The sequence below is a fragment of the Acidovorax sp. M2(2025) genome (assembly GCF_049330835.1).
In the GTDB taxonomy this organism is placed as follows: domain Bacteria; phylum Pseudomonadota; class Gammaproteobacteria; order Burkholderiales; family Burkholderiaceae_C; genus Acidovorax.
This window is the reverse complement of record NZ_CP186262.1, coordinates 569,606-595,837: the sequence shown is the minus strand read 5'-3', so window position 1 is coordinate 595,837 and position 26,232 is coordinate 569,606. Positions and strand designations below refer to the sequence as shown.

Sequence of the window (26,232 nt, the reverse complement as noted above, 5' to 3'; positions counted from 1 at the left end):
ATCGCCCGAACCAAGGCGTCTTCTGCTGTCGGGTTGGACAGAAGACACTCGCAAACCTGCACCGGGTGCGGGCTTGCGGGTGCGCTCTGAAAGCGCCAAAGGCTGGAGGCCCTTTGGGAGCCTCCAGCCCTTGCGCAAAACCGAATTACTTGAGTTCGGCCTTGGCGCCAGCTTCCACCAGCTTCTTGACGGCAGCTTCGGCGTCGGCCTTGGCAATGCCTTCCTTGACGTTCTTGGGAGCGCCGTCCACCAGGTCCTTGGCTTCCTTCAGGCCCAGGCCGGTGATTTCGCGCACTGCCTTGATGACGGCAACCTTGTTGGCGCCAGCGTCGGCCAGCACCACGTTGAATTCCGTCTTTTCTTCGGCAGCAGCAGCGCCACCGCCGGCAGCACCGCCAGCAGCGGGAGCAGCCATTGCAGCTGCGCTCACGCCAAACTTCTCTTCAATGGCCTTCACCAGGTCATTGAGTTCCAGGACCGTCATGCTGTCCAGAGCGGTCAAGAATGCGTCTTTATCGAATGCCATTTTGATTTCCTAACAATTGGTTCAGAGGGGGGGACGTCTGCAAGACCGCCTCAGGCAGCAGCAGGTTCGCCTTCGCCTTTTTTGGCCGCCAGGGCACCCAGCACCACGGCGGTGCGGGAGATCGGCGACATCAGCAAGCCACACAGCTGGGCCAGCAGCACTTCCTTCGAAGGAATGTTGGCCAGTTGCTTCACGCCGTTCACGTCCAGGGCCTTGCCACCGAAAGCGCCACCGCGAATGACCAGCTTGTCGTTGGTCTTCGCAAAATCGGCCACCACCTTGGCGGCGGCCACAGCGTCTTCGGAGAAGCCATAGATCAGAGGACCGGTCATCTGGTCGGCCACCACGTCAAACGGGCTGCCAGCCACAGCACGGCGGGCCAGGGTGTTCTTCAGAACACTCAGGCTCACGCCCTTGCTGCGGGCGTCAACGCGCAGTTTGGTCATGTCGGCCACCGTGATGCCACGGTATTCCGCGATCACGAGCGTTTGAGCTTTAGCGGCGAGGCTGGTCACTTCATTGATGACCGCTTCTTTCTCACTGCGATTAAGACTCAAGGTCTACTCCTTAAATTGTGCTCTCGGGCTACCGCCCTCCAGCACGCTCTTGTTGCAGCGACCAACTGTTTTGGAACGAACCATTCCATCTGCAGCGGGATCGCCATCTGCGTTGGCCCCGGGGGATTAAGTGCAGCAGACAGGCTGCAGCACACCAACGGTCTTGGATGGCCTGAGCGCGAAGGTTGCCCCCCTGCCCTCAGCCCACCACATCAGGCCCCTTGCGAAGCCTGAAGATTTCTTCTCTCGTTGCTAATGCGATTACGCCGAGATGGTCTGGGTGTCCACGCGCACGCCCACACCCATCGTCGAGGAAACCGCCACCTTGCGCAGGTACAGGCCCTTGCTGGAAGCCGGCTTGGCCTTGTTCAACGCATCGATCAGCGCGGCCAGGTTGCCCTGGAGCTTTTCGTTGTCGAACGAACGGCGACCGATGGTGCTGTGCACGATACCGGCCTTGTCCACGCGGAATTGCACCTGACCGGCCTTGGCGTTCTTCACTGCCGTGGCCACATCGGGCGTCACCGTACCCACCTTGGGGTTGGGCATCAGGCCGCGCGGGCCAAGGATCTGGCCCAGCGTACCCACCACGCGCATGGCGTCGGGGGCAGCAATCACCACGTCAAACGGCATGTCGCCGGCCTTGACCTGGGCAGCCAGGTCGTCCATGCCGACCACGTCTGCACCGGCAGCCTTGGCTTCTTCGGCCTTGGCACCTTGCGCGAACACAGCCACGCGGGTGGTCTTGCCGGTGCCATTGGGCAGCACCACGGCGCCACGCACCACTTGGTCCGACTTCTTGGCATCGATGCCCAGCTGCACAGCCACGTCGATGGATTCATCGAACTTGGCGGTTGCGGCTTCCTTCACGAGGGCGACAGCGTCGGCGAAAGCGTACAGCTTGGTGCTGTCAACCTTGCCTTGCAGGGCTTTTTGCTTCTTCGTCAGTTTTGCCATGATCAGAGGCCCTCCACCGTCACGCCCATGGAACGGGCGGAGCCAGCCAGCGTGCGCACGGCAGCGTCCACGTCAGCAGCGTTCATGTCCTTCAGCTTGGTCTTGGCGATTTCTTCCAGCTGAGCGCGGGTGATCTTGCCGACCTTGGTCTTCAGCGCATTGGACGAACCCTTTTCCAGCTTGATGGCCTTCTTGATCAGGGTGGTCGCCGGAGGCGTCTTGATGATGAAGGTGAAGCTCTTATCCGCAAACGCCGTGATCACCACGGGCAGCGGCAGGCCGGGCTCCACACCTTGGGTCTGCGCGTTGAACGCCTTGCAGAACTCCATGATGTTGAGACCACGTTGGCCCAGTGCGGGACCGATTGGTGGGGATGGGTTGGCTTTACCGGCTGGAACTTGCAGCTTGATAAAACCGACGATCTTCTTCGCCATGTCTTACTCCTTGCGGGTACATACGCCGGCCGCTGCACCCTGCAGCGCCGGCTCCCCGGGGGTTAAGGCTCTGAGTGACGATCGCCGCACCGAGCCGAAAAGTGCGGGATCCGAATTTCTGCGCAGCCGCGTGCCGCGCGCTGTGCCGTCAGGTCTTTTCGACCTGGCCGAACTCCAGTTCCACCGGGGTCGAGCGGCCAAAAATCATGACCGACACCCGCAGACGGTTCTTTTCGTAGTTGACCTCTTCCACCGAGCCATTGAAGTCGGTGAAAGGGCCTTCCTTGACACGAACCAGCTCGCCGACCAGGAACTCGATCTTGTGGCGGGGCTTGTCCGTGCCTTCCTGCATCTGGCTGACGATCTTCTGCACCTCGTCTTCCGAGATGGGCGCAGGACGGTTCTTGGCACCGCCCACAAAACCGGTCACCTTGCTCGTGTGCTTCACCAAGTGCCAGGTGTCGTCGTCCATGACCATCTCGACGAACACATAACCAGGGAACAGGCGGCGCTCGGTGGTCTTGCGCTGGCCGTTCTTCATCTCGACCACTTCTTCCGTGGGCACCAGAATCCGGCCAAATTTGCCCTGCATGCCCGAACGCGCGATGCGTTCCTGGATGTTCCGCTCCACAGCCTTCTCCATGCCGGAGTAGGCGTGCACGATGTACCAGCGCAGGTCCGGATTTGCCGAGGCAGAAGCGCTTTCAGGAGCTTGCGCTCCAGTGATTTCCGCAGCGGTGGTCATCATTTTCTCCAGCCCAGAATCAAGTCATACAAGACCCATTCCAGGGTTTTGTCGGTAAACCAAAGAAACAGCGCCATGACGACCACAAAGGCAAACACATAGGCCGTCATCTGAAGCGTCTCTTTGCGAGTAGGCCAGACGACTTTCTTGACCTCGCGCCATGCATCCTTCGCAAAGACAATGAATTGGCGGCCCGACTCCGACACCAGAAATACACCCGCGGCAGCAGCCAAGCCTACGACCAGGGCGGCCCACTGGACCAACGCCCCTTGCTTGCCCAGCAAATAAAAACCCGCAACCGATGCGATGACCAGGGCCACCACCGCTGCGAGCTTGGCCTTGTCCGCGCCTGTATTGACAGTTTCAACCTGTGAAGTGGCCATCTTTGAGTCTTTTCCTGCTTCGAACCACGGCATCACTTAAGACACCGAAGCCCGCCAGGGTCTGGCGGGCTTGTGTTGGGCCACTTTCAAGTGGCAGGGGCAGTAGGAATCGAACCTACAACCTTCGGTTTTGGAGACCGACGCTCTGCCAATTGAGCTATACCCCTGTGTGAACCTTGCTACTTAAGCAATGATCTTGGCCACGACGCCAGCGCCCACGGTACGGCCGCCTTCGCGGATAGCGAAGCGCAGGCCTTCTTCCATGGCGATGGGGTTGATCAGCTTCACCGTGATGGACACGTTGTCGCCAGGCATCACCATTTCCTTGTCGGCCGGCAGCTCGATGGCACCCGTCACGTCGGTCGTGCGGAAGTAGAACTGGGGACGGTAGTTGTTGAAGAAGGGCGTGTGGCGGCCGCCTTCGTCCTTGCTCAGCACGTACACCTCAGCCGTGAAGTGGGTGTGGGGCTTGATGGAGCCGGGCTTGCACAGCACTTGGCCGCGCTCGACTTCTTCGCGCTTGGTGCCGCGCAGCAGCAGGCCCACGTTGTCGCCAGCCTGGCCTTGGTCCAGCAGCTTGCGGAACATTTCCACGCCGGTGCAGGTGGTCTTTTGCGTGTCGCGGATACCGACGATTTCAATTTCTTCGCCGACCTTGATGATGCCGCGTTCCACACGGCCCGTCACCACGGTGCCGCGGCCGGAGATGGAGAACACGTCTTCCACGGGCATCAGGAAGGCGCCGTCCACAGCGCGCTCGGGCGTGGGGATGTAGGTGTCCAGGGCTTCAGCCAGCTTCATGATGGCTTCTTCGCCCAGCTTGCCCTTGTCGCCTTCCAGGGCGAGCTTGGCGGAGCCGCGGATGATGGGGGTGGCGTCGCCAGGGAAGTCGTACTTGTCCAGCAGTTCGCGCACTTCCATTTCGACGAGTTCCAGCAGTTCTTCGTCGTCCACCATGTCGCACTTGTTCAGGAACACGATGATGTAGGGCACGCCCACTTGGCGGGCCAGCAGGATGTGCTCGCGGGTCTGGGGCATGGGGCCGTCAGCGGCGGAGCAGACCAGGATAGCGCCGTCCATCTGGGCAGCGCCGGTGATCATGTTCTTCACATAGTCGGCGTGGCCGGGGCAGTCCACGTGGGCGTAGTGGCGGTTTTGCGTTTCGTACTCGACGTGGGCGGTGTTGATGGTGATACCGCGGGCCTTTTCTTCAGGGGCCGCATCGATTTCGTCGTACTTCTTGGCTTCGCCGCCGAACTTGGCGGACAGCACCGTGGCGATCGCTGCCGTCAGCGTCGTCTTGCCATGGTCCACGTGGCCGATCGTGCCCACGTTCACGTGGGGCTTGGTACGTTCGAACTTACCTTTTGCCATTTTTCCGACTCCGAAAAAAATCTATACCAACACAACAGGATCTTGGCGCAACCAGAATCGGACGCACCCTATAAAGTGGTGCCCATGGCGGGAATCGGACCCGCGACCTCTCCCTTACCAAGGGAGTGCTCTACCACTGAGCCACATGGGCAAATTGATGCCACTCACACAGCACCAACATTTATAACTTCCACAACCAGCACACGAGCATTGGAGCGGGAGACGGGAATCGAACCCGCGTCATTAGCTTGGAAGGCTAGGGTTCTACCATTGAACTACTCCCGCATCGGCACCAGCCTTTGCGCGCCAGCCCCACGACACTCCGGGACCAAGCCTCTTGCTCTCAACTCACTCACTGGTGGAGGGGACTGGATTCGAACCAGTGTAGGCGTAAGCCAACAGATTTACAGTCTGCCCCCTTTAGCCACTCGGGCACCCCTCCGGAGAATTTCGAATTATAGCACCAGTTTTTGACCGAACGAAGAAAGTTGCAAATTCACCCCTCCACAGTCAGGCACTGGTGATGGTTGGCGCGGCTGGCGGGGATCGAACCCACGACCCTTGGCTTCGGAGGCCAATACTCTATCCACTGAGCTACAGCCGCACTTCCAAAAACTGGCACAGCATTGCATTATCGCATGCAACACGCACCGCCAGCCAAGATCCCGGCACAGACGGCCCGCCCGAACACCCCGAAGCCTCAACCCTGGCGCGCCGGCACGGACACCGACAGACCCAACCCCTGCAGGAACGCATCGACACCCACCACTCCGACGCGCACCAGGTCAAAGGCGCCGTCACCCAGAATCCAGTTTCTGATCAAGCCATCAAACAAGGCATGCAAACCCACCGCCGCTTCGGACGGCGCCATGGGCAGCACCACCCCCTGCCCCCGTGCCGCCAGATCAAAGTCCCGGGCCAGCCGCTGCGTAAAGGCCTCGGAGGCGGCTACATGCCGGTCGCGAACCCCCGCGAGTTCACTCACGTACTCCACCTTGTAGAGCGCAATCTCAAAGACCCTGCGAGTGCGGTCTTCCTGTGCAACGCTGCGCAGCACAAGCTCCATCACCGCACGCAGCCGCTGCACCGGATCCAGGCAAGTGCTGGTTTCAAATTCGCCACACCCCTGCTCCAGCGGCAGCGTGACCCGGTCCATCATGGCGTTGAAGAGATCCACCTTGTCCTTGAAGTGCCAGTAGATCGCACCCCGGGTGGCGCCTGCAGCCTGGGCGATGTCACAAAGGGAAGCGCGCGACACCCCCTTTTCGCAGAAGACCTGCTCGGCCGCATCTATCAGGCCGTTGCGGGTGGCAATCGCATCCTCTTTCGTTCGGCGCGCCATGGCGGCTGTCTCCTTGTATTCATTTCGCTAGAGCACGCTGCACAAGCGGTGCGCGGCACCCGATCTTTTAATTATACATTCATGTTTGTATGTATAATCGCACACCTGTTTTGTCGGGATCTACTCTGCCAGCCCCCTGCGCCGGCAGGGCATCCCCTACAACCCCCATTCCTTGACGCCAATCAAAAGGACTCCCATGCCCGCCTCGCGTGACGCATCTGCCCTCCTCCCCATGCGGCCCCTTCTCCGCCACCCTTCTGCGGTTGTGCTGGCAACGGCAGCGGCCGCCCTGGTGCTGGCCTCCTGCGGCAAGACCGAGGCGCCCCCCGGCAGTGGCGGCGGGCCCAAGATGCCCCCGGTGGAAGTGGGTGTGGTCACGGCAACGCCCGGCGACGTGGGCCTGATCACTGAACTCCCCGGACGCGTGGAAGCCTCGCGCGTGGCCCAGGTCCGGGCCCGCGCGGCCGGCATCCTCCAGCAGCGGCTGTTCAAGGAAGGCAGCGACGTGAAGGCCGGACAGCCGCTGTTTCGCATCGACCCTGCGCCGTACGCTGCGGCCGCCGAGAGTGCCCGGGCGAGCCTTGCGAAGGCCCAGGCCAACCTGGCCCAGGCGTCGGCCCTGGTGGAACGGTACCGGCCGCTGGTGACCGCCAACGCCATCAGCCGGCAGGACTTCGTCAATGCCGAAGCGGCCGAGAAGCAGGCGCAGGCGGACGTGGCCGCCGGCAAGGCCGCGGTGCGCACCGCCGACATCAACCTGGGCTACGCCAGCGTGACCTCACCCATCTCGGGCCGCATCGGCCGCGCTCTGGTGACCGAGGGTGCGCTGGTGGGACAGGGCGAAGCCACGCCCCTGGCCGTGGTGCAGCAGATCAATCCGGTGTACGTGAACTTCACCCAGTCGGCCAGCGACGTGTTCCAGCTGCGCCGCGCGATGGAAAGCGGGCAATTCAAGCGTGCCGGCAGCGCGGAGGCCGCCAGCGTCAAGCTGGTGCTGGGGGACGGCTCGGAATACGCCGAGCCCGGCAAGCTGCTGTTCACCGACCTGTCGGTGGACTCCACCACCGGCCAGGTCACGCTGCGCGCGGAAGTGCCCAACCCCAAGGGCGACTTGCTGCCCGGCCTGTATGTGCGGGTGCGCATCGAGCAGGCCCAGGCCAGCAACGCCATCACCCTGCCCCAGCAGGCGGTCACGCGCACGCAGCAGGGCGACACCGTGAGCGTCGTGGCCGACGACGGGAAGGTGTCCCAGCGCTCCATCAAGGTGAGTGCCGCACAGAACAACCGGTGGGTGGTTCTGGACGGTCTGAAGGCGGGCGAGAAGGTCATGGTCGACGGCTTCCAGAAAGTGCAGATGCTGCCCCCCGGCACGCCGGTCAAGCCCGTTCCATGGCAGGCCTCCGCGGCACCGGCCGCAGCCTCGCCAGCGTCAGCGCCGCAAGCGCCGGCATCCGCCGCCTCTACAGCCAAGCCCTGAGAAAGCTCCAGCATGGCCAAGTTCTTTATTGACCGCCCGATCTTTGCGTGGGTGATCGCGCTGTTCATCATGGTGGTGGGCGGCGTGGCGATCACGCAATTGCCCATCGCGCAATACCCTCCGGTGGCGCCTCCGTCCATCGTCATCAACGCCGCCTACCCGGGCGCCTCCGCGCAAACGCTGGAAGACAGCGTGCTGTCGGTCATCGAACGCGAGATGAACGGCTCGCCGGGCCTGATCTACATGGAATCGGTGGCGCAAGCCGACGGATCCGGCAGCATCACCCTGAGCTTCCAGCCGGGCACCAACGCCGACCTGGCCCAGGTCGATGTGCAAAACCGCCTGTCGCGGGCCACGCCCCGGCTCCCCTCCGCCGTGACGCAACAAGGCGTGCGCGTGGACAAGTCGCGCTCGAACTTCCTGCTGTTCACCATGCTCTCGTCCACCAACCCGGCCACCGACACCGTGGCGCTGGGGGACTACGCTTCGCGCAATGTGGTGCCTGAGCTGCAACGCCTCCAGGGCATCGGGCAAGCCCAGCTGTTCGGCACGGAGCGCGCCATGCGCATCTGGATCGACCCGGCCAAGATGGTGAGCTTCAACCTCTCTGCCGCCGAGATCACGGCCGCCATCCGGGCGCAGAACGCCCAGGTCGCCAGCGGCACCATCGGCGACCTGCCCAATGTGGCCGGCCAGAGCATTGCCGCGACGGTCGTCGTGAACGGCCAGCTCTCCACGGTGGAGCAGTTCGGCAACGTGGTCCTGCGCGCCAATACCGATGGCTCCACCGTGCGCATCAAGGACGTGGCCCGCGTGGAGCTCGGCGGCCAAGGCTATGCCACCGCCGCCCGCCTGAACGGGAAGCCTGCCGTGGGCATCGGCGTGCAGCTGTCGCCCACCGGCAATGCCCTCGAGGCCGCCAAGGCCGTGCGCGCCAAGATGGACGAGCTCTCGCGCTACTTCCCGGAAGGCATGAGCTGGAGCATTCCGTACGACAGCTCGCGGTTTGTGGACATCTCCATCACCCAGGTGGCCGAGACGCTGCTGGAGGCCGTGGCCCTGGTTTTCCTCGTGATGTTCCTGTTCCTGCAGAACTGGCGCTACACCATCATCCCGACCATCGTGGTGCCTATCGCGCTGCTGGGTACGTTCGCCACCCTGATGGCGCTGGGCTTCTCGATCAACGTGCTCACCATGTTCGGCATGGTGCTCGTGATCGGCATCGTGGTGGACGATGCCATCGTGGTCGTGGAGAACGTCGAGCGCATCATGAGCGAGGAAGGCCTGTCGCCGCTGGAGGCCACCCGCAAGGCCATGCGCCAGATCTCGGGCGCCATCATCGGCGTGACAGTGGTGCTGATCTCGGTGTTCGTGCCGCTGGCCTTCTTCGCAGGCTCGACGGGCAACATCTACCGCCAGTTCTCCGCGGTGATGGTGGCGTCTATCGGCTTTTCGGCCTTCATGGCGCTGTCGCTGACGCCGGCGCTGTGCGCCACCTTGCTCAAGCCCGTGGAAGCCGGCCACCACCATGAAAAGCGAGGCTTCTTCGGCTGGTTCAACCGGGGCTTTTCGCGCACGGCCAAGGGATACGAAGGGCTGGTGGCCCGCATCCTCAAGCGTGCGGCGCGCTACCTCGTGATCTACGCCGCCATCGTGGCTGCGGTGGCCGTCGTGTACCTGCGCTTGCCCACCTCGTTCCTGCCCGGCGAAGACCAGGGCAACATCATCGTCAACGTGCAGCTTCCCCCGGGCGCGACGCAGGAGCGCACGCTGGCCGTGATGGAGCAGGTGGAAGCCTTCATCCTCAAGCAGCCCGAAGTGCAGAGCATGGTGGGCGTATTGGGCTTCAGCTTCTCGGGCCAGGGGCAGAATGCAGCGCTTGCGTTCGTCACGCTCAAGGACTGGAGCGAGCGCCACGGCCCCGGCCAGTCGGCGCAGGACGTGGCCAACCGGGCGTTCGGTGGCCTGATGGGGATCCGCGACGCGTTCATCTTCCCCCTGAGCCCGCCGCCCATCCCCGAGCTGGGCAACGCCAGCGGCTTCACCTTCCGCCTGCAAGACCGCGGCGGCGCGGGGCACGAGGCGCTGGTGAAGGCCCGCAACCAGCTGCTGGGCATGGCATCGCAAAGCAAGGTGCTCACGCAGGTGCGGCCCGACGGCCTGGAGGATGCGCCGCAGCTGCAGATCGACATCGACCGCGACAAGGCCAACGCCCTCGGAGTCCCGTTCGACGCGATCAATTCGGCCTTGTCGACGGCCCTGGGCTCCAGCTATGTGAACGACTTCCCCAACCAGGGACGTTTGCAGCGCGTGGTGGTGCAGGCCGATGCGCCGGCGCGCATGCAGCCGGATGACCTGCTGCAGATCAATGCCGCCAACAGCCAGGGCAAGCCGGTGCCGCTGTCAGCCTTCGCCACGACCCGCTGGGTGAACGGCGCGCAGCAGACGGTGCGCTACAACGGCTATCCGGCGATGCGCATTTCGGGCTCGCCCGCACCGGGCTTCAGCACCGGCGCCGCCATGGCCGAGATGGAAAAGCTCGCAGCGCAGCTGCCCCCCGGCTTCGGCTTTGAATGGACCGGGCAATCGCGCGAGGAGAAGCTGGCAGGCTCGCAATCGCTGATCCTGTACAGCTTCGCCATCCTGGCCGTGTTCCTGTGCCTGGCCGCGCTGTACGAGAGCTGGTCCATCCCGCTGGCGGTGATCCTGGTCGTGCCCCTGGGCGTGCTCGGGGTGCTGCTGGCCACGCTGTTGCGCGGCTATGCGAACGACGTGTACTTCCAGGTGGGCCTGATCACCATCATCGGTCTGTCCGCGAAAAACGCCATTCTGATCATCGAGTTCGCCAAGGACCTGCAGGCGCAGGGCAAGGGAGTGATCGAATCCGCGCTGGCGGCCGCCCACCTGCGGTTCCGGCCGATCGTGATGACCTCGATGGCCTTCGGCCTGGGGGTGCTGCCGCTGGCCATCGCCTCGGGCGCCGGGTCGGCCAGCCAGCGGGCCATCGGTACCGGCGTGCTGGGCGGCATGGTCACGGGCACGGCGCTGGCCGTTTTCTTCGTGCCCGTGTTCTTCGTGGTGGTGCGCAGCCTGTTCAAGGGAAGCGCCCGCCAGCAGGAAATGAACCGCCGCCACGCAGAAGAAGCAGGAGTTGGAACCCATGATTGATACTTCGCGCGCCACCACGGCCACTGCGCTGGCGGCAGCCCTGCTGCTGGGCGGCTGCTCGTTCATCCCCACGTACGAACGCCCCACGGCACCCGTTCCTGCCACCTTTGCGGGCGCCGGTGCCGAGGCCGGGGCGGCAGAGCAGGCAGCCTCCGCCGTGCCCTGGCAGGACTACTTTGCCGAGCCCCGGCTGCGGCAGTTGATCGAGACAGCCCTGGCCAACAACCGCGACCTGCGCATCGCCGCGCTCAACATCGACCAGGCGCGCGCCACCTTCCAGGTGCGCCGTGCGGACCTGTACCCTGGCGTCGGCCTGGCCGCCAACGCCAGCCGTGCGCCTGCCGCGGGCTCGGGCGACCTGACCAACTCCTTCAGCGTGGGGCTGGCCGTGTCGGCCTGGGAGATCGACTTTTTCGGCCGCATTGCGAGCCTCAAGGAACAGGCCCTGGCGCAGTACCTCGCCACCGAGGAAGGCCGCAACGCCGCGCAGGTCAGCCTGGTGGCGGCAGTGGCCAACGGTTGGCTGAACCTGCTGGCGGACGAAGAACTGCTGGAGCTGTCGCGCCAGACGCTGGCCTCGCGCGAAGAGTCCGTGCGCCTGACCAAGATGCGGCTGGACTCGGGCGTGGCGTCTGAACTGGATTTCCGCCAGGCTGAATCGCTGGCCCACGCGGCGCGCGCGACGCTGGCCCAGCAGCAGCGCCAGCGGGCCCTGGACGAAAACGCCCTGGCGCTGCTGCTGGGGCAGCCGCTGCCTGACGATGTTCGCACCAGCCTCGCAGGCAGTCGCCTGGGCGCAGCCCCGGTGATGGCGCCTTTGCCCGCCGGGTTGCCTTCGCAGTTGCTCACCCGCCGGCCGGATGTCCGCCAGGCGGAGCAGCAGCTGATCGCGGCCAACGCCAACATCGGGGCAGCGCGGGCCGCGTTCTTCCCGCGCATCTCGCTCACGGCCCAGGCCGGCACGGCCAGCGGCGAGCTGTCGGGGCTGTTCAAGAACGGGTCCTGGGGCTTCACCATTGCGCCGTCCCTGCTGCTGCCCATCTTCGATGCGGGCCGCAACCAAGCCAACCTGGAAAGCGCCCAGGCAGGCCGCAGCATTGCCGTCGCCCAGTACGAGAAGGCCATCCAGACCGCCTTCCGCGAGGTGTCGGATGCGCTCGCCGGCCAGGCAACGCTGGGGGAACAGGCCCAGGCGCAACAGCAGCAGGCCCAGGCAGAATCCGCGCGGCTGCAGCTGGCTGACCTGCGCTACCGCAACGGCGTGGCCAGCTACCTGGACCTGCTAGACGCCCAGCGCTCGCTCTTCGCGGCACAGCAGGCCGTGGTGCAGGTCCAGCTTGCGCGGCTGCAGAACCAGGTGGCGCTGTACAAGGCGCTGGGCGGCGGTGCGGGCAACTCCGCCGCGGCCGCCGACACCCCTTCGTGAAGCACCGGCGCTCTTGCGCCGCCGCCCCGCTCCGCCCCCACCCCGCCCTTCCTGCGGCGGGCGGAGCGTGCCTGCGCGCAGCGGCCTGGGAGTCGGCGGGGCCGTCAAGCCCCCCGGATATAATTTAAGGTTGATTTCTCACCCTGCCCCCGATATACCCTGAGGACGTCATGAGCGCCAACCACGAAGAAGCACATACCGGACCGATCAAGAGCCCCAAGCAGCTGCTGGTCGCGGTACTTTTCTCGTTTGTGATCCCGGTCTTTGCCATCATCGGCCTGGTCCTGTACGTCACCTCGGCCGACAAGCCGGCGGCAGGCGCCGCGAATCCTGAAAAGGCCATTGCCGAGCGGATCCAGAAGGTGGGCATGGTGGAGATCCGCGACGCCAACCGGCCGCTGCGCACCGGCGAGGAAGTGTTCAAGGCCCAGTGCTCCGCCTGCCACGCCACTGGCGCCGCAGGCGCGCCCAAGCTCGGCGACGCCGCAGCCTGGGCGCCCCGCATTGCCACCGGCTTTGAAACCCTGGTGCAGTCTGCTTTGAAGGGCAAGAACGCCATGGCGCCCCAAGGCGGCGGCGACTTCAACGATACCGAGATTGCGCGCGCGGTGGCCTTCATGGCCAACGCCGCAGGGGCCAAGTTTGCCGAGCCCGCAGCGCCTGCCGGTGCCGCCCCTGCTGCGGCCGATGCAGCCCCCGCCGCCGCTCCCGCGGCAGCCCCGGCTCCCGCAGCAGCAGCGGCCCCTGCGCAGGCCGCGCCCGCTGCTGCCGCAACGGCCAACGCCGGCGAAGCGCTGTACAACCAGACCTGCCAGGCCTGCCACGCCGCGGGCGTTGCAGGGGCCCCCAAGTTTGGCGACAAGGCCGCGTGGGCCAGCCGCCTGCCCGCCGGGATCGACGCGCTGTACAAGAGCGTGCTCAATGGCAAGAACGCCATGCCGCCCCGTGGCAGCGCAGCCAGCGCATCGGATGCCGACCTGCGCGCTGCCGTCGAATTCATGGCGGCCGCCGCCAAGTAACTCAACGCAGTCCACGCAACAGGCTGCACGCCCTGCGCGTGCGGCGCTTTCCACGGCCCGGACGGGCGGTGGCCACAAGCCGGCTCCAGGAGCCGGCTTTTTTGTTTGTGCCGGCCGTGCTAAGACGGTGAAGGGTGCCGGTGCGGCGGCCGGCCGGAGGCCTCCCACCGCGCGTGCGGGCTCCGCACGAAACCGTAGCGGGTTGGCAGCTGCGCTGCCTCCACCTCTTGGGGCAGCCACCGGCCCGCTTCCACAGCCTCGGCGGCCACCAGGACATCCAGCGTGTGGACCAGTCCGACGCCGAGCGGCGAGACCAGGTAGACCCGCCCTTCCCCGTCGACCAGGCAGTCCGTCACCGTGGTGCTGCGCCCTGTGTGGGAGACGACGGAGAAGTCAGGCTGGATGCGCCACACCCACGGCGTGTTCTCCAGCTCCACGTACACGCGCTGCGGGCCGTTCTGGAAGAACCACTGCCCCTCGCTGTCGGGCTCGTAGTTGCGGCCAATGAACTCCAGGAGCTTTTCGTGGCGCAGCAAGGAGCCCCTGCTCTGCACAAGGGGGCCGGCGGCCTGCACCGCCTCGTCCCGCAGGTACCAGTGGCCGCGCGCATCCAGGCCCAGCCAGCCGTAGCAGTAGGGCACATGCGGCCACTTGGCCAGGGCCTGCTTGACGATGTCATCCATGGGCGAATTGTGCCCCTGCCTGCAAAGCCCCGCCGACGTGGCCGGCCAGCCAGCCGGCCACGGCATCGGGCATGGCCCGCACGTGGCCCGGCAGACGGCCCTGGGCAAAGCCGACATGGCCTCCGTGCGCGGGCTGCCACAGCTCCACCCAGGGGTTGGCCACCTCCGCGGCCTGGGGCAGGCTGGCGGCCGGCACGAACGGGTCATTGCGGGCGTTGACCACCAGCGCGGGCAGGCGAATGCGATGCAGCAGCGGCTTGGCGGAGGCGCGCTGCCAGTAGTCGTCGGTGTTGCGAAAGCCGTGCAGCGGGGCCGTGAACACGTTGTCGAACGCGTACAGGTCCCGCGCCGCCAGGAGTGCCTGCCGGTCGAACAGCCCCGGGTGCTGGGCCAGTTTCTGCAGGGCCTTGGGCACCAGGGTGCGCATGAACATGCGCGTGTAGACCTGCCGGTTGAAGCCGCGCCCGATGGCATGACCGCCCGCGGCCAGGTCGAGCGGCGAACACACGGCGGCCACGGCGTCAGCGCTGCGGCGGGCGTCCTCGCCCACCTCGCCCGCCCAGCGCAGCAGCGCATTGCCGCCCAGGGATACGCCCACGGCCATCAGCGGCCCCCGGTGGACCGCCCGAAACCGCGCAAGCATCCAGCCGATCTCGGCATGGTCGCCCGAGTGGTAGGCGCGGGGCGCCCGGTTGATCTCGCCGCTGCAGCCGCGAAAGTGGGGCAGCGCGCAGGCCCATCCGCGCTCGCGCGCCAGGTCGGCAAAGGCTTCGCTGTAGTGGCTGCGGGACGAGCCCTCCAGGCCGTGAAATACGACCAGCAGCGGCCGGACGGCGGGAGGTGCGCCGCCCTCCCGTTCGCTGCGCAGGAAGTCCACGTCCACGAAATCCCCGTCCGGCGTCTCCCAGCGCTCGCGGCGGTACGCGGGCCGGGGGCCCAAGACCCGGCGGGAGTACAGGGCGGGCCAGATGGTCTGCAGCTGCCCGCCCGGCAGCCAGCGAGGCGCTACATAATTCATAGCTTCTTGCGCTTGCTGGTCGAGCGTTGGAGCCGGATTTTGCTGAGACATGCCCTGGCCCCACCCGCTCAGTGGAGCACGGGTCGGTGGGCCGGGTCCACCGGGGCCTGGGGTGCTGCGCCGGGGCTGGCGTGGTGGGCCACCATCCGCCAGCCTTCGGGGGTCTTGTGGTAGACGTTGGTGGCCAGCACCATGGCCTGGTGCAGGCCGTCGGGCAGCATCACCTCGATCTGCTCGGCCACGCTGTGCACGGCGCTGGTCAGTGCCACCACCCGGTGCACCTGCACCGGCCGCGCCCGCACGCTGCCCTGGGCAAAAAAGGCTTCGAACGCCGCGCGGATGGCGCCGGCGCCCAGCAGGCGGGAGCCGCCCGGGTGAACGCAGACGATCTCGTCCTCCTCGGCCCAGCAGGACATCAGCAGTTCGATGTCGCCACGCTGCAGGGCCTCGTAGAACGCGGCTTCGGTTTCGTCGGGAGATCCTCCGAAAAGGACGGCGCTGGAAGGGCGGCGGGGCATGGCGGTAATGGCGTGTGGACTCGGTCGGGGGCTGGCGCGGGCGCTGCCAGCGCTGGGGCGGCGGAGCAGAAACCACGCACCGGCAGCAACCCCCTATTGTGCGACGATCACGGCCGGCACGGCCCTGCGCCGGCCGGGTGGCGACAGGCGTACAGTTGCTGCAGAATCGTCCGGGGCGGGCTGCCCTTGCCGCCCTGCCCTGTTTTCCCGACCCTCCTGGGCACGCATGACCATGATTTCACGCATTTTTCTTCTTCTGACCACCGTGCTGGCATTGACCGGCTGCGGCTACAACAACTTCCAGCGCCTGGACGAAGAGACCAAGGCCGCGTGGAGCGAGGTGCTCAACCAGTACCAGCGCCGGGCCGACCTGGTGCCCAACATCGTCGCCACCGTGCAGGGCGAGGCCAACTTCGAGCAGGACACGCTCACCCGCGTGGTCGAGGCCCGCGCCAAGGCCACGTCGCTGCAGGTCAGCCCCGAGACCCTGAACAACCCCGAAGCCTTTGCCAAATTCCAGCAGGCGCAGGGGGAACTGTCGGGCGCGTTGTCGCGGCTGATGGTGGTGTCCGAGCGCTACCCGACCCTGCAGGCCAACCAGGGCTTCCGGGACCTGCGGGTGACGCTGGAAGGCACCGAGAACCGCATCACCGTGGCACGCAACCGCTACATCCAGACGGTGCAGGAGTACAACGTGCTGGCGCGCAGCTTCCCGACCAACCTCACGGCCATGGCCTTCAGCTACGCGCCCAAGCCCACCTTCACGGTGGCCAATGAAGCCCAGATCGCCACGCCGCCGAAGGTGGACTTCTCCGCATCCCGCGCCAAGCCCTGAACGGGGCTGCCGTTGTCCAGAAATACTACTCAAATATGCCTCTAGCGCTTATCTACCAAGCGCTTGCAGCTATATTTTTTATAGCTTTTTGCGTGCCACCGGCCCAGGCGCAGGCCGTGCTGCGGCCCGTGCCCCCGCTGGTGCGCGCCGTGATCGACGAGACGGGAACGCTCAGCCCCGCCGACCAAAGTGCGCTGGAGGCGCAACTGCACGCCCTGGAGCAATCCCGGGGTGCGCAGGTGGTGGTGCTGATGGTGCCCAGCACGGCGCCGGAAGACATCGCCGCCTTCGCGAACCGCGTGGGCAACGCCTGGAAGATCGGTCGGCGGGAGGTGGGAGACGGCATCCTGGTGGTCGTGGCCAAGAACGACCGCCGGATGCGGATCGAGGTCGCCAAGGCGCTGGAAGGCGCCGTCCCCGACATTGCGGCCGCGCGCATCATCGACAGCGCCATGAAGCCCCGCTTTCAGCAAAACGATTACGCGGGCGGCCTGAAAGCCGGGATCACCGAGCTGGAAGCCCGCATCGCTGGCGAAGCGCTGCCCGCGCCCGCCGCGGCGCAGGGCCACAACGCACCTGATCGGGAAGGGCTGGACTGGAAGGACCTCGCCATCTTCCTGTTCTTCGGCGTGATGGTGGCCGGCCCGCTGGCGCGCGCCGTGTTCGGCGGAAGGCTGGGCGGCCTCCTCATGGGCGGCGGCGTGGGGTTTCTCGCATTTGTCTTCACGGCCAGCCTGCTCGCCGCCGGGGTGGCCGGCCTGCTGGCCCTGCTCTACACCTGGATCTTCGCGGGCACCGGCTCCGGCTTTCGCTCCGGCCGCGGGGGCCCGCCCTTCGGGGGCTGGGGATCGGGGGGCGGCGGTAGCTGGGGGCGCGGAAGCAGCGGAGGCTCGGGCGGATTCAGCTCCGGCGGCGGGGGTGATTTTGGGGGCGGCGGCGCCTCGGGAGACTGGTGAAATGCAGCCCGACCTCGCCAAAAACCAGCCCTTGGCCCCGCCACCTGGCGGGCTCGCCAGCGCCCTCTGGCGCATGGTGCGGCAACGCTGGCACGAGCCGGCAGCGCGCCGCGCGCTCTCCAGCGCCGCACTTCACCGCCTGGAGGGGCGGATCGGCGCCAGCGAGCGGCGCCACACGGGCCAGATCCGCGTGGTGGTGGAAACCAGCCTGCCCTGGAGCTACGTGCGCCGCCACGCACCGGTGCGCGAGCGCGCACTGACCCTGTTCGGCAAATACCGGGTGTGGGACACCGAGCACAACAACGGGGTGCTGATCTACCTGCTGATGCCCGAACGCGCCATCGAGATCGTGGCGGACCGGGGTCTTGCCCGCCACATCGGCACCACCGATTGGGAAGCGGTGGTCGCACGCATGGCCGCCCGCTTCCAGTCCGGGGCGTTCGAGGACGGCCTGGCGGATGCCGTGGACGCAGTGTCCCAGCAACTGGCCCATTGGTTTCCCCGCCCCGACGGGGTGGAAGCGCCCAACGAATTGCCGGACCGCCCCGTGGTGCGTTGAGCCCCCCTTTCTCCCCCAGTGCGTCGGGGGGCACCACGGAGCGCATCGGGACGTCATGGGGCTTGGCGCGCTTCCTCCTGCGGCTCACCGCCAAGCACCGGGAAGCACGGCAAGGCGCCGGCGATTGTTCTGCCTTTTGCCCCGGGTTTACCCGGAAATATCTCCGTGAAAGCCCTTCCCCGTGGCTTATCGCCACACTCACGCCCAAAGTTCCGCGTTAATTATTTCCATTACTGGAACAGTTAGTTGGCGACTGGTGGGTTTTTCTGCGAACTCTACCGGCGTACAGTTCACCCCATCGATGAGCCGAATGTGCAAGACGACTCACCGAACCGGACCGAAGCCTCCCGCTGTACGGGGGCATTCACCCGGACCCGGACGTTTGTACCGCTCACTCTATTTGTTGGAAGGACTTTTGATCATGAACACCACCGCCCGCATTCTGTCGATCGCCGCTGTTGCCGCCTTTGCTTCCTTTGGCGCCCACGCTGACGAAGCCGATGCTTCGCAATTTGCAACCCAATTCCAAACCAACCGCACCCGCGCAGAAGTGAACGCTGAAGCCGTGGTGGAAGCCCGCACCCACAACATGGAACCCGAAGGCTCCCGCATTGCCACCTACAAGAGCACCGCCGACCGCGCCGTCGTGCGCGCACAGGCCGCTGAAGCGCTGCGCCTGGGCCTGCTGTCGGCCGGCGAAACCGGCATGTAATGCCACGGGCGGGATGGGGCACGAAGCGCCGCAAGGCCGCCGTCCCCTGGCACTCCTCCCACCGCACGCACTGCCGCACTGCCGCACCGCCAAGTGCAGCCACCAAGGGCCCCTTCCGGGGCCCTTTTTTCATGGGCGGCGGGTTCGCTCCTCATCCCGACCCCGCCGCTCCCATCCCCTAGGCCGCACGTTCCGTCGCGGCACCCGGGTGCTGCAACGCAGGGGCGAAAAAAAACCCGGCAGTGCCGGGTTCTTGCAGATCCGCCAGGGTGAGCGGAATGCTTGCTTGCGGGCCAGCGCTTCTTGGGGCGCTGATGCCCTTTTGCTCACTTCTTCTGGCGGAACTTGCGCAACGCGGCGATCTGTGCCGCCATGACAGCCAGTTCCGACTGGGCCTTGGCCAGATCGATCTCGCTCTTGGCGTTCTTGAGCGCTTCTTCGGCGGCAGCCTTGGCAGCGTTGGCCTTTTCGTCGTCCAGGTCCTTGCCACGGATGGCGGTGTCCGACAGCACGGTCACGCGGTTGGGCTGCACTTCCAGAATGCCACCGGCCACGAAAACAAACTCTTCGCCACCGTCGGCCATCTCGATGCGCACCGAGCCCGGCTTGATGCGGGTGATCAGCGGGGTGTGGCGGGGGTAGATACCCAGTTCGCCGGCCTCGCCCGGCAGCGCGACAAAACGCGCTTCACCGGAAAAGATCGACTCTTCGGCACTGACCACATCAACGTGGATGGTGTTCATCATTGCTCCTCAGACAAGGTGGGTTGCTCGATTGCATGCGGGAAGCTGAGCCGCCAGCGGCAGGCTCAGCCGCCGGGCGCAATCAGGCGACCTTCTTGGCCTTTTCGATGGCTTCGTCGATGGTGCCCACCATGTAGAAGGCCTGCTCGGGCAGGTGATCGCACTCACCGTTCACGATCATCTTGAAGCCGCGGATGGTTTCGGACAGCGGCACGTACTTGCCGGGCGAGCCGGTGAACACTTCGGCCACGTGGAACGGCTGCGACAGGAAACGCTGGATCTTCCGGGCGCGGGCCACGGCCAGCTTGTCCTCGGGGGCCAGTTCGTCCATGCCCAGAATGGCGATGATGTCGCGCAGTTCCTTGTAGCGCTGCAGCGTGCCCTGCACGGCGCGGGCCGTGTTGTAGTGCTCTTCGCCGACCACGTTCGGGTCCAGTTGGCGGCTGGTGGAGTCCAGCGGGTCCACGGCGGGGTAGATACCCAGCGAAGCGATGTCACGCGACAGCACCACGGTGGAATCCAAGTGGGCGAAGGTCGTAGCAGGCGAGGGGTCGGTCAAGTCATCGGCAGGCACGTACACGGCCTGGATGGAGGTGATCGAGCCCACCTTGGTGGAGGTAATACGCTCTTGCAGGCGGCCCATTTCCTCGGCCAGCGTCGGCTGGTAGCCCACGGCGGAAGGCATACGGCCCAGCAGAGCGGACACTTCGGTACCGGCCAGCGTGTAGCGGTAGATGTTGTCCACGAAGAACAGCACGTCACGGCCTTCGTCGCGGAACGACTCGGCGATGGTCAGGCCGGTCAGCGCCACGCGCAGACGGTTGCCTGGAGGCTCGTTCATCTGGCCGTACACCATGGCCACTTTGGACTCGCCCAGGTTCTCCAGGTTCACCACGCCGGAATCGGCCATTTCGTGATAGAAGTCGTTCCCTTCACGGGTACGCTCGCCCACACCCGCAAACACCGACAGACCGCTGTGGGCCTTGGCGATGTTGTTGATGAGTTCCATCATGTTCACGGTCTTGCCCACACCGGCGCCACCGAACAGACCCACCTTGCCGCCCTTGGCAAACGGGCAGACCAGGTCGATCACCTTGATGCCGGTTTCCAGCAGCTCCTGCGAAGGCGACAGTTCGTCGTACGCAGGCGCCTTGCGGTGAATGGAGGCCGTCAGTTCCTGGCCCACGGGACCACGTTCGTCGATGGGGTTTCCCAGCACGTCCATGATGCGGCCCAGGGTGGCCTTGCCCACGGGCACGGTGATGGGGGCGTCCGTGTTGGACACCACCAGGCCGCGGCGCAGGCCGTCGGAAGAACCCAGCGCGATGGTACGCACCACGCCGTCACCCAGCTGCTGCTGCACTTCCAGCGTCAGGGCTGAGCCCTCCAGCTTCAGGGCGTCGTAAACCTTGGGCATCTGGTCGCGCGGGAACTCCACGTCCACCACGGCGCCGATACATTGAACAATCTTGCCTTGCACTTGAGCCATTTTTCGCTCCAATAATGTTGTCTGTCGGGCTGCTTAAACCGCAGCGGCGCCTGCCACGATTTCGGACAGTTCCTTCGTGATCGCTGCCTGACGTGTCTTGTTGTAGACCAGCTTGAGTTCGCTGATCACGTTGCCGGCGTTGTCGGTGGCGGCCTTCATGGCCACCATGCGCGCCGATTGCTCGGACGCCATGTTTTCCGCAACCGCCTGGTAGATCAGCGATTCCACGTAGCGGACCAGAAGCTCGTCGATCACGCTTTGCGCATCTGGCTCGTAGATGTAATCCCAGCCGTGCTCCGTCTTGTCGGCCTGCATCTGCGCGGAAGACAGGGGGAGCAGTTGCTCCACCACCGATTCCTGCTTCATGGTGTTGATGAACTTGGTGTAGCTCAGGTACACCGCGTTGATCTTGCCTTCAGCATACGCATCGAGAAGCACCTTGACGGGGCCGATCAGCTTGTCCAGATGGGGCGTATCGCCCAGGCCCGTCACGTGCGAAACCACCTTGGCACCCACTCGGTTCAGGAAACCCAGGCCCTTGTTGCCAATGGCCACGGCTTCGGTCGCCACGCCAGCACCTTGCAGCTCCCGCAGCTTGGCGGTGACGGCACGCAACACGTTGGTGTTCATGCCGCCGCACAGGCCCTTGTCCGTCGTGATGACGATCACGCCCGCCGTCTTGGCATCGTTCACTTTCATGAACGGATGCACGTACTCCGGGTTGGCCTGGCCGAGGTTGGCTGCAATGTTGCGGATCTTCTCGCTGTAGGGGCGGGCAGCGCGCATCCGGTCCTGCGCCTTGCGCATTTTGGATGCAGCCACCATCTCCATGGCCTTGGTGATCTTCTTGGTGTTTTCCACCGATTTGATCTTGCCGCGTATTTCCTTGCCTGCTGCCATGATGGCTCCTCGTCCGGTTTAAGCGAACGACTTCTTGAACGCGGCGATTGCTGCGGTCAACTCGGCTTCAGCGTCCTTGTCCATGGCCTTGGCCTGTTCCAGCTTGGCCAGCAAAGCGGCGTGGCTGGTCTTCAGGAACTGGTGCAGGCCGTGCTCGAAGGACAGCACCTTCTTGACGTCGATGTCGTCCATGAAGCCCTTGTTCACAGCGAACAGCGTGGCGGCCATCAGCGAGATGGGCAGCGGGCTGTACTGGGCCTGCTTGAGCAGTTCGGTCACGCGGGCACCGCGGTCCAGCTGCTTGCGGGTGGCTTCGTCCAGGTCGGAAGCGAACTGCGCAAACGCAGCCAGTTCACGGTACTGGGCCAGGTCGGTACGGATACCGCCGGACAGGTTCTTCACCAGCTTGGTCTGGGCAGCCCCCCCCACGCGCGACACCGAGATACCGGCGTTGATGGCGGGGCGGATACCGGCGTTGAACAGGCTGGTTTCCAGGAAGATCTGGCCGTCGGTGATCGAGATCACGTTGGTGGGCACGAAGGCGGACACGTCGCCGGCTTGCGTTTCGATGATGGGCAGTGCCGTCAGCGAACCCGTCTGGCCCTTGACTTCACCCTTGGTGAAGGCTTCGACGTAGTCGGCGTTCACACGGGCAGCACGTTCCAGCAGGCGGCTGTGCAGATAGAACACGTCGCCGGGGTAGGCTTCGCGGCCTGGCGGGCGGCGCAGCAGCAGCGAGACCTGGCGGTAGGCCACGGCTTGCTTGGACAGATCGTCGTACACAATCAAGGCGTCCTGGCCGCGGTCACGGAAGTATTCGCCCATCGTGCAGCCGGAGTAGGCCGACACGTACTGCATGGCCGCCGATTCGGACGCCGATGCAGCCACGACGATCGTGTAGTCCATGGCGCCGGCTTGTTCCAGCGCGCGCACCACGTTCTTGATCGAGGAAGCCTTCTGGCCGATAGCGACGTAGATACACGTCACGCCCTGGCCCTTCTGGGCGATGATGGCGTCGATGGCCACGGCCGTCTTGCCGGTCTGGCGGTCGCCAATGATCAGCTCGCGCTGGCCACGGCCCACGGGCACCATGGAGTCGATGGACTTCAGGCCGGTCTGCAGAGGCTGGTCCACGGACTTGCGGGCGATCACGCCCGGAGCGACCTTTTCGATCACGTCGGTGAGCTTGGCGTTGATGGGACCCTTGCCGTCGATGGGCTGGCCCAGGGCGTTCACCACGCGGCCGATGAGTTCGGGGCCCACGGGCACTTCCAGAATGCGACCCGTGCACTTGACGGTGTCGCCTTCGGAGATGTGCTCGTACTCGCCCAGAATCACGGCGCCGACCGAATCACGCTCCAGGTTCAGTGCCAGGCCGTAGGAGGGCTGGCCGTCGGCGGTGGCGGGGAACTCCAGCATTTCGCCTTGCATCACGTCGGACAGGCCGTGCACGCGCACGATACCGTCCGACACGGACACCACGGTGCCCTGGTTGCGGATGTCGCTGCTGGCAGCCAGACCTTCGATGCGGCTCTTGATGAGTTCAGAAATTTCTGCGGGATTGAGTTGCATGACTCTTTCCTTCTTTCTTTGGTTCGCGAAAACCCCGGCGCCTTAGGCGACGAGGGCCGCTTTCATTTGTTCAAGACGGGCCTTGACCGAAGTGTCCAGCACCTCGTCACCCACCACTACGCGAATGCCACCGATCAGGGATTCATCCACCTGAACGGAGAGGTTGAGCTTGCGGCCAAAGCGCTTTTCCAGCGCTTCGCTGACCGAAGCCAGCGCCGCCCCGTCCATGGGGAAGGCACTGTGCACCACGGCATCCGAGGAGCCGTTGCGGCGATTCACGAGGGTTCGGAACTGCGTCGCCACTTCCGGAAGCGCGTTGACGCGACCGTTGTCGATGACTGTGCGCAGAAAATTCTTTGCCGTGTCCGGCAGCGCCGAGCGGGCCACTCCGGTGAACACGGTAAACACCTGCTCGGCCGTCACCTTGGGGTTGTCGGCCAACTGGCGCATTTGCGGGTTGGCGGCAATCGCCGCCAGTTCGTCCACCCAGGCAGCGGTGCTGCCCAGGTCAACGCCCGCACCCGAGGTGGCGGCCTTGAACAAGGCCTCGGCGTAAGGACGGGCAATGGTGGCGAGTTCAGCCATGTGTGCCCCCTTACAGCTCGGTCTTCAGGCGGTTGAGCAGCTCGGCATGGACGCCGGCGTTGACCTCCTTGCGGAGAATCTGCTCGGCCCCCTTGACGGCCAGCGCAGCCACCTGCTCGCGCAGGGCTTCGCGGGCTTGCACCGTTTGCTGCTCGGCTTCGGCACGGGCAGCGGCAACGATCTTGTTGCCTTCTTCGGTGGCGCGGGCCTTGGCCTCTTCGATGATGGCCTGGGCACGGCGGTCGGCGTCCGCAAGACGCGAGGCCGTTTCGTTGCGTGCCTGTGACAGTTCTTTCTCGACGCGCTGGTTGGCAGCGGTCAGTTCGGACTTGGCACGGTCGGCAGCAGCGAGGCCATCGGCGATTTTCTGGGCTCGTTCATCCAACGCCTTCGCGATCGGAGGCCACACGAATTTCATCGTGAACCACACGAGGATCAGGAAGACGATGGCCTGAATGAACAGGGTCGCGTTGATACTCACGGCAACACCTTTCTAGAGTGGCGTTGGGTGGAATTACTTGGGCAGGTTGGCCAAGAGCGTGGAAACGAAGGGGTTGGCGAAGGCGAACAGCAGGGCGATAGCCACGCCGATCAGGAAGGCGGCGTCGATCAGACCGGCCAAGATGAACATCTTGGTTTGGAGTTCGTTCATCAGCTCAGGCTGGCGAGCCGACGACTCGAGGTACTTGCCGCCCATCAGCGCGATACCGATGGAAGCGCCGATAGCGCCGAGGCCAACGATCAGACCACAAGCCAGAGCGACGAGACCGAGAATGTTTTCCATGATGACTCCTGAGTTAAAAAAGAAAGGTTGAAAAGGAAAGAGAACGAAAGAAAAGAACCCTAGTGCGCGTTGTGCGCCTGACCGAGGTAGATCAGCGCAAGCATCATGAAGATGAAGGCTTGCAGCGAGATCACCAAAATGTGGAACAGCGTCCAGATGGTGCCAGCAATGACGTGGCCCACAGGCAGCAGCACACCCGACAGCGACAGCGCAGCCGCACCACCCATCAGGGCGATCAGCATGAACACCAGTTCACCGGCGTACATGTTGCCGAACAACCGCATGCCGTGCGACACCGTGTTGGCAACATATTCAATGACCTGCATGAGCAGGTTCACCACGCCCAGGATCAGGGCGAAGATGGGATTCTTGCTGGTGCCGAAGGGGGCGGACACGAGCTCGTGCGCCCAGCCGCCGGCACCCTTGATCTTGATGCTGTACCAGAAACGCAGCAGCAGCACGGCGAACGCCAGGCCCAGCGTGGTCGACAGGTCGGCCGTGGGCACGACGCGCAGATAGGCGTGAGACGGATCGTGCCCGGCGGCGGCATAGGCCTTGCCCCACAGGGCGGGCAGCAGGTCCACCGGCAGCATGTCCATGAAGTTCATGAAGAAGATCCACACGAACACCGTCAGGCCCAGGGGCGCGATGAACTTGCGGCTTTCCGCGTTGTGAATGTTGGCCTTGGCCTGGTTGTCCACCATCTCCACCAGCATTTCCACCGCGGCCTGGAAGCGGCCGGGCACGCCGGAGGTTGCCTTACGGGCAGCTGACCACAAGACCAAAAGCGCGAGCAGCCCGAGAACCAACCCGATCACAATCGAGTCGTAGTTGATGACACTGAAGTCAACAATCTTGGTTTGCTTGACGTTTTGAAGATGCTGCAGGTGGTGAACGATGTATTCACTTGCAGTCGGAGCGTGCGCTTCTGCGGCCATCGGACAACTCTTCTCTCTATCAATCGGTTTTTCGGACACCGGGCCGCACCAACAGCGCCACCCAGTACGTTTTCATCGTGACCACCATGCCTGCCAGCAGGGCGATCCAGTTCAGGCCCGGCACCAGCCTGGGTGCCGCCGCGAGCAGCGCCACCGTCAGCACAATCTTGGCAACCTCCCAGCCAAAGAACCCCACCAGCGCAGCCCGGGCGTGCGGCGTTGCCTTTTGGCGCAACACACCCCGCGCAAACAGGCTCGCCGGAGCCACGACCGCCAGTGCGCCGTAGGCTGCCGACCAGCCCGCCGCCGCCTGACCCGTCACTGCCCAGGCCACCAGGGCCACCAGCACTCCCACCACCGCCTGGCCCACCACCAACTTCCGGATGGAGAGCGGGGGATTGCGGCGGCGCCACTGTTCAGCCTCTTGGGCCGTCAGGGGCTTGAAGTCAGATTCTTCAGCCTCAGTTTCAGTCTCTGGCGGGATTGTTTTCATCGTTGAAGGACGCCCGCGTTACAGACCGCAACTTTCACA

Annotated in this window: 28 protein-coding genes and 5 tRNA genes; 8 read left to right on the top strand and 25 right to left on the bottom strand. The window is 64.9% G+C overall.

All coding sequences use genetic code 11. The features are described 5' to 3' along the window. Nucleotides 1–145: 145 nt before the first annotated feature. The 13 genes from rplL to ACOYR3_RS02710 form a co-directional block, all read right to left on the bottom strand. On the bottom strand, nucleotides 146–526 hold the full coding sequence (gene rplL / locus ACOYR3_RS02770; protein ID WP_015914493.1) for a 50S ribosomal protein L7/L12: 381 nt from the start codon (nucleotides 524–526) through the stop codon (nucleotides 146–148). 50 nt (nucleotides 527–576) lie between these two features. Further along, nucleotides 577–1,083: a 50S ribosomal protein L10 gene (gene rplJ, locus ACOYR3_RS02765; protein ID WP_422844980.1), complete on the bottom strand. Its 507-nt coding sequence runs from the start codon at nucleotides 1,081–1,083 to the stop codon at nucleotides 577–579. Nucleotides 1,084–1,344: 261 nt separating this feature from the next. Beyond that, on the bottom strand, nucleotides 1,345–2,040 hold the full coding sequence (gene rplA / locus ACOYR3_RS02760; protein ID WP_422844979.1) for a 50S ribosomal protein L1: 696 nt from the start codon (nucleotides 2,038–2,040) through the stop codon (nucleotides 1,345–1,347). A 2-nt stretch (nucleotides 2,041–2,042) separates the two neighbouring features. Beyond that, on the bottom strand, nucleotides 2,043–2,474 hold the full coding sequence (gene rplK / locus ACOYR3_RS02755) for a 50S ribosomal protein L11 (RefSeq protein ID WP_187735168.1): 432 nt from the start codon (nucleotides 2,472–2,474) through the stop codon (nucleotides 2,043–2,045). A gap of 148 nt (nucleotides 2,475–2,622) precedes the next feature. Then, entirely contained in the window at nucleotides 2,623–3,219 is a 597-nt protein-coding gene (gene nusG, locus ACOYR3_RS02750; RefSeq protein ID WP_422844978.1) for a transcription termination/antitermination protein NusG, read from the bottom strand. Beyond that, nucleotides 3,219–3,602, bottom strand: coding sequence for a preprotein translocase subunit SecE (gene secE, locus ACOYR3_RS02745; RefSeq protein ID WP_422844977.1), 384 nt, complete (start codon nucleotides 3,600–3,602; stop codon nucleotides 3,219–3,221). Before secE ends, nusG begins: the two co-directional genes overlap by 1 nt. A 91-nt stretch (nucleotides 3,603–3,693) precedes the next feature. After that, nucleotides 3,694–3,769, bottom strand: a tRNA-Trp gene (locus ACOYR3_RS02740). A gap of 16 nt (nucleotides 3,770–3,785) precedes the next feature. Continuing rightward, entirely contained in the window at nucleotides 3,786–4,976 is a 1,191-nt protein-coding gene (gene tuf, locus ACOYR3_RS02735; protein ID WP_422844939.1) for an elongation factor Tu, read from the bottom strand. Nucleotides 4,977–5,052: 76 nt separating this feature from the next. Then, a tRNA-Thr gene (locus ACOYR3_RS02730) sits at nucleotides 5,053–5,127 on the bottom strand. A gap of 60 nt (nucleotides 5,128–5,187) precedes the next feature. Beyond that, nucleotides 5,188–5,261: transfer RNA gene (locus ACOYR3_RS02725), tRNA-Gly, on the bottom strand. A 71-nt stretch (nucleotides 5,262–5,332) separates the two neighbouring features. Continuing rightward, a tRNA-Tyr gene (locus tag ACOYR3_RS02720) sits at nucleotides 5,333–5,418 on the bottom strand. Nucleotides 5,419–5,504: 86 nt separating this feature from the next. Beyond that, nucleotides 5,505–5,580 (bottom strand) — tRNA-Arg (locus ACOYR3_RS02715). A 96-nt stretch (nucleotides 5,581–5,676) separates the two neighbouring features. Then, on the bottom strand, nucleotides 5,677–6,318 hold the full coding sequence (locus tag ACOYR3_RS02710) for a TetR family transcriptional regulator (protein WP_422844976.1): 642 nt from the start codon (nucleotides 6,316–6,318) through the stop codon (nucleotides 5,677–5,679). Nucleotides 6,319–6,514: 196 nt separating this feature from the next. Here ACOYR3_RS02710 and ACOYR3_RS02705 point away from each other — a divergent pair, with 196 nt between their 5' ends. The 4 genes from ACOYR3_RS02705 (at nucleotide 6,515) to ACOYR3_RS02690 (ending at nucleotide 13,408) form a co-directional block, all read left to right on the top strand. Next, nucleotides 6,515–7,795, top strand: coding sequence for an efflux RND transporter periplasmic adaptor subunit (locus tag ACOYR3_RS02705; protein WP_422844975.1), 1,281 nt, complete (start codon nucleotides 6,515–6,517; stop codon nucleotides 7,793–7,795). Between the two features lie 12 nt (nucleotides 7,796–7,807). Beyond that, on the top strand, nucleotides 7,808–10,963 hold the full coding sequence (locus ACOYR3_RS02700) for an efflux RND transporter permease subunit (RefSeq protein WP_422844974.1): 3,156 nt from the start codon (nucleotides 7,808–7,810) through the stop codon (nucleotides 10,961–10,963). Then, entirely contained in the window at nucleotides 10,956–12,389 is a 1,434-nt protein-coding gene (locus ACOYR3_RS02695; protein ID WP_422844973.1) for an efflux transporter outer membrane subunit, read from the top strand. Before ACOYR3_RS02700 ends, ACOYR3_RS02695 begins: the two co-directional genes overlap by 8 nt. Nucleotides 12,390–12,559: 170 nt before the next feature. Continuing rightward, nucleotides 12,560–13,408, top strand: coding sequence for a c-type cytochrome (locus ACOYR3_RS02690; RefSeq protein WP_422844972.1), 849 nt, complete (start codon nucleotides 12,560–12,562; stop codon nucleotides 13,406–13,408). Nucleotides 13,409–13,527: 119 nt separating this feature from the next. Here the strand turns inward: ACOYR3_RS02690 and ACOYR3_RS02685 are convergent, their stop codons facing one another. The 3 genes from ACOYR3_RS02685 to ACOYR3_RS02675 form a co-directional block, all read right to left on the bottom strand. Further along, the gene (locus tag ACOYR3_RS02685; protein WP_422844971.1) at nucleotides 13,528–14,091 is read right to left on the bottom strand and encodes a DUF2946 family protein; all 564 of its coding nucleotides are present in this window, start codon (nucleotides 14,089–14,091) and stop codon (nucleotides 13,528–13,530) included. After that, nucleotides 14,084–15,109 carry a YheT family hydrolase gene (locus ACOYR3_RS02680; RefSeq protein WP_422844970.1) on the bottom strand — a complete coding sequence of 342 codons (1,026 nt, stop codon included), beginning with the start codon at nucleotides 15,107–15,109 and terminating at the stop codon, nucleotides 14,084–14,086. Before ACOYR3_RS02680 ends, ACOYR3_RS02685 begins: the two co-directional genes overlap by 8 nt. 68 nt (nucleotides 15,110–15,177) lie before the next feature. Next, entirely contained in the window at nucleotides 15,178–15,627 is a 450-nt protein-coding gene (locus ACOYR3_RS02675) for a YybH family protein (RefSeq protein WP_422844969.1), read from the bottom strand. A 232-nt stretch (nucleotides 15,628–15,859) separates the two neighbouring features. Here ACOYR3_RS02675 and ACOYR3_RS02670 point away from each other — a divergent pair, with 232 nt between their 5' ends. The 4 genes from ACOYR3_RS02670 (at nucleotide 15,860) to ACOYR3_RS02655 (ending at nucleotide 18,689) form a co-directional block, all read left to right on the top strand. Beyond that, nucleotides 15,860–16,462: a LemA family protein gene (locus ACOYR3_RS02670; RefSeq protein WP_422844968.1), complete on the top strand. Its 603-nt coding sequence runs from the start codon at nucleotides 15,860–15,862 to the stop codon at nucleotides 16,460–16,462. Between the two features lie 35 nt (nucleotides 16,463–16,497). Next, nucleotides 16,498–17,418, top strand: coding sequence for a TPM domain-containing protein (locus tag ACOYR3_RS02665; protein WP_422844967.1), 921 nt, complete (start codon nucleotides 16,498–16,500; stop codon nucleotides 17,416–17,418). Nucleotide 17,419: 1 nt separating this feature from the next. After that, a complete protein-coding gene (locus tag ACOYR3_RS02660) occupies nucleotides 17,420–17,977 on the top strand; it encodes a TPM domain-containing protein (RefSeq protein WP_422844966.1) in 558 nt (185 codons plus the stop codon). Between the two features lie 421 nt (nucleotides 17,978–18,398). Continuing rightward, nucleotides 18,399–18,689 carry a DUF4148 domain-containing protein gene (locus ACOYR3_RS02655; protein WP_291483450.1) on the top strand — a complete coding sequence of 97 codons (291 nt, stop codon included), beginning with the start codon at nucleotides 18,399–18,401 and terminating at the stop codon, nucleotides 18,687–18,689. Nucleotides 18,690–19,015: 326 nt separating this feature from the next. Here ACOYR3_RS02655 and ACOYR3_RS02650 read toward each other — a convergent pair whose 3' ends face one another. The 9 genes from ACOYR3_RS02650 to ACOYR3_RS02610 all read right to left on the bottom strand — a co-directional run bounded on the left by ACOYR3_RS02650 (nucleotide 19,016) and on the right by ACOYR3_RS02610 (nucleotide 26,193). Beyond that, a complete protein-coding gene (locus ACOYR3_RS02650) occupies nucleotides 19,016–19,432 on the bottom strand; it encodes a F0F1 ATP synthase subunit epsilon (RefSeq protein ID WP_291483448.1) in 417 nt (138 codons plus the stop codon). 82 nt (nucleotides 19,433–19,514) lie between these two features. After that, a complete protein-coding gene (gene atpD / locus ACOYR3_RS02645) occupies nucleotides 19,515–20,921 on the bottom strand; it encodes a F0F1 ATP synthase subunit beta (protein ID WP_422844965.1) in 1,407 nt (468 codons plus the stop codon). Nucleotides 20,922–20,954: 33 nt separating this feature from the next. After that, nucleotides 20,955–21,821 (bottom strand): F0F1 ATP synthase subunit gamma, encoded by an 867-nt coding sequence (gene atpG / locus ACOYR3_RS02640; protein WP_422844964.1) that lies wholly within the window; start codon nucleotides 21,819–21,821, stop codon nucleotides 20,955–20,957. A gap of 18 nt (nucleotides 21,822–21,839) precedes the next feature. After that, complete coding sequence (gene atpA, locus ACOYR3_RS02635) at nucleotides 21,840–23,393, bottom strand: F0F1 ATP synthase subunit alpha (RefSeq protein ID WP_422844963.1); 1,554 nt, start codon at nucleotides 23,391–23,393, stop codon at nucleotides 21,840–21,842. A 42-nt stretch (nucleotides 23,394–23,435) separates the two neighbouring features. Then, entirely contained in the window at nucleotides 23,436–23,978 is a 543-nt protein-coding gene (locus ACOYR3_RS02630) for a F0F1 ATP synthase subunit delta (RefSeq protein WP_422844962.1), read from the bottom strand. A gap of 10 nt (nucleotides 23,979–23,988) precedes the next feature. Further along, nucleotides 23,989–24,459, bottom strand: coding sequence for a F0F1 ATP synthase subunit B (locus tag ACOYR3_RS02625; RefSeq protein WP_291484026.1), 471 nt, complete (start codon nucleotides 24,457–24,459; stop codon nucleotides 23,989–23,991). Nucleotides 24,460–24,492: 33 nt separating this feature from the next. Beyond that, nucleotides 24,493–24,762, bottom strand: a complete 270-nt coding sequence (gene atpE, locus ACOYR3_RS02620) for a F0F1 ATP synthase subunit C (RefSeq protein ID WP_291484027.1) — start codon at nucleotides 24,760–24,762, stop codon at nucleotides 24,493–24,495. Between the two features lie 59 nt (nucleotides 24,763–24,821). Further along, nucleotides 24,822–25,700, bottom strand: coding sequence for a F0F1 ATP synthase subunit A (gene atpB / locus ACOYR3_RS02615; protein ID WP_422844961.1), 879 nt, complete (start codon nucleotides 25,698–25,700; stop codon nucleotides 24,822–24,824). A gap of 19 nt (nucleotides 25,701–25,719) precedes the next feature. Continuing rightward, complete coding sequence (locus tag ACOYR3_RS02610; RefSeq protein WP_422844960.1) at nucleotides 25,720–26,193, bottom strand: ATP synthase subunit I; 474 nt, start codon at nucleotides 26,191–26,193, stop codon at nucleotides 25,720–25,722. Nucleotides 26,194–26,232 lie beyond the last annotated feature (39 nt).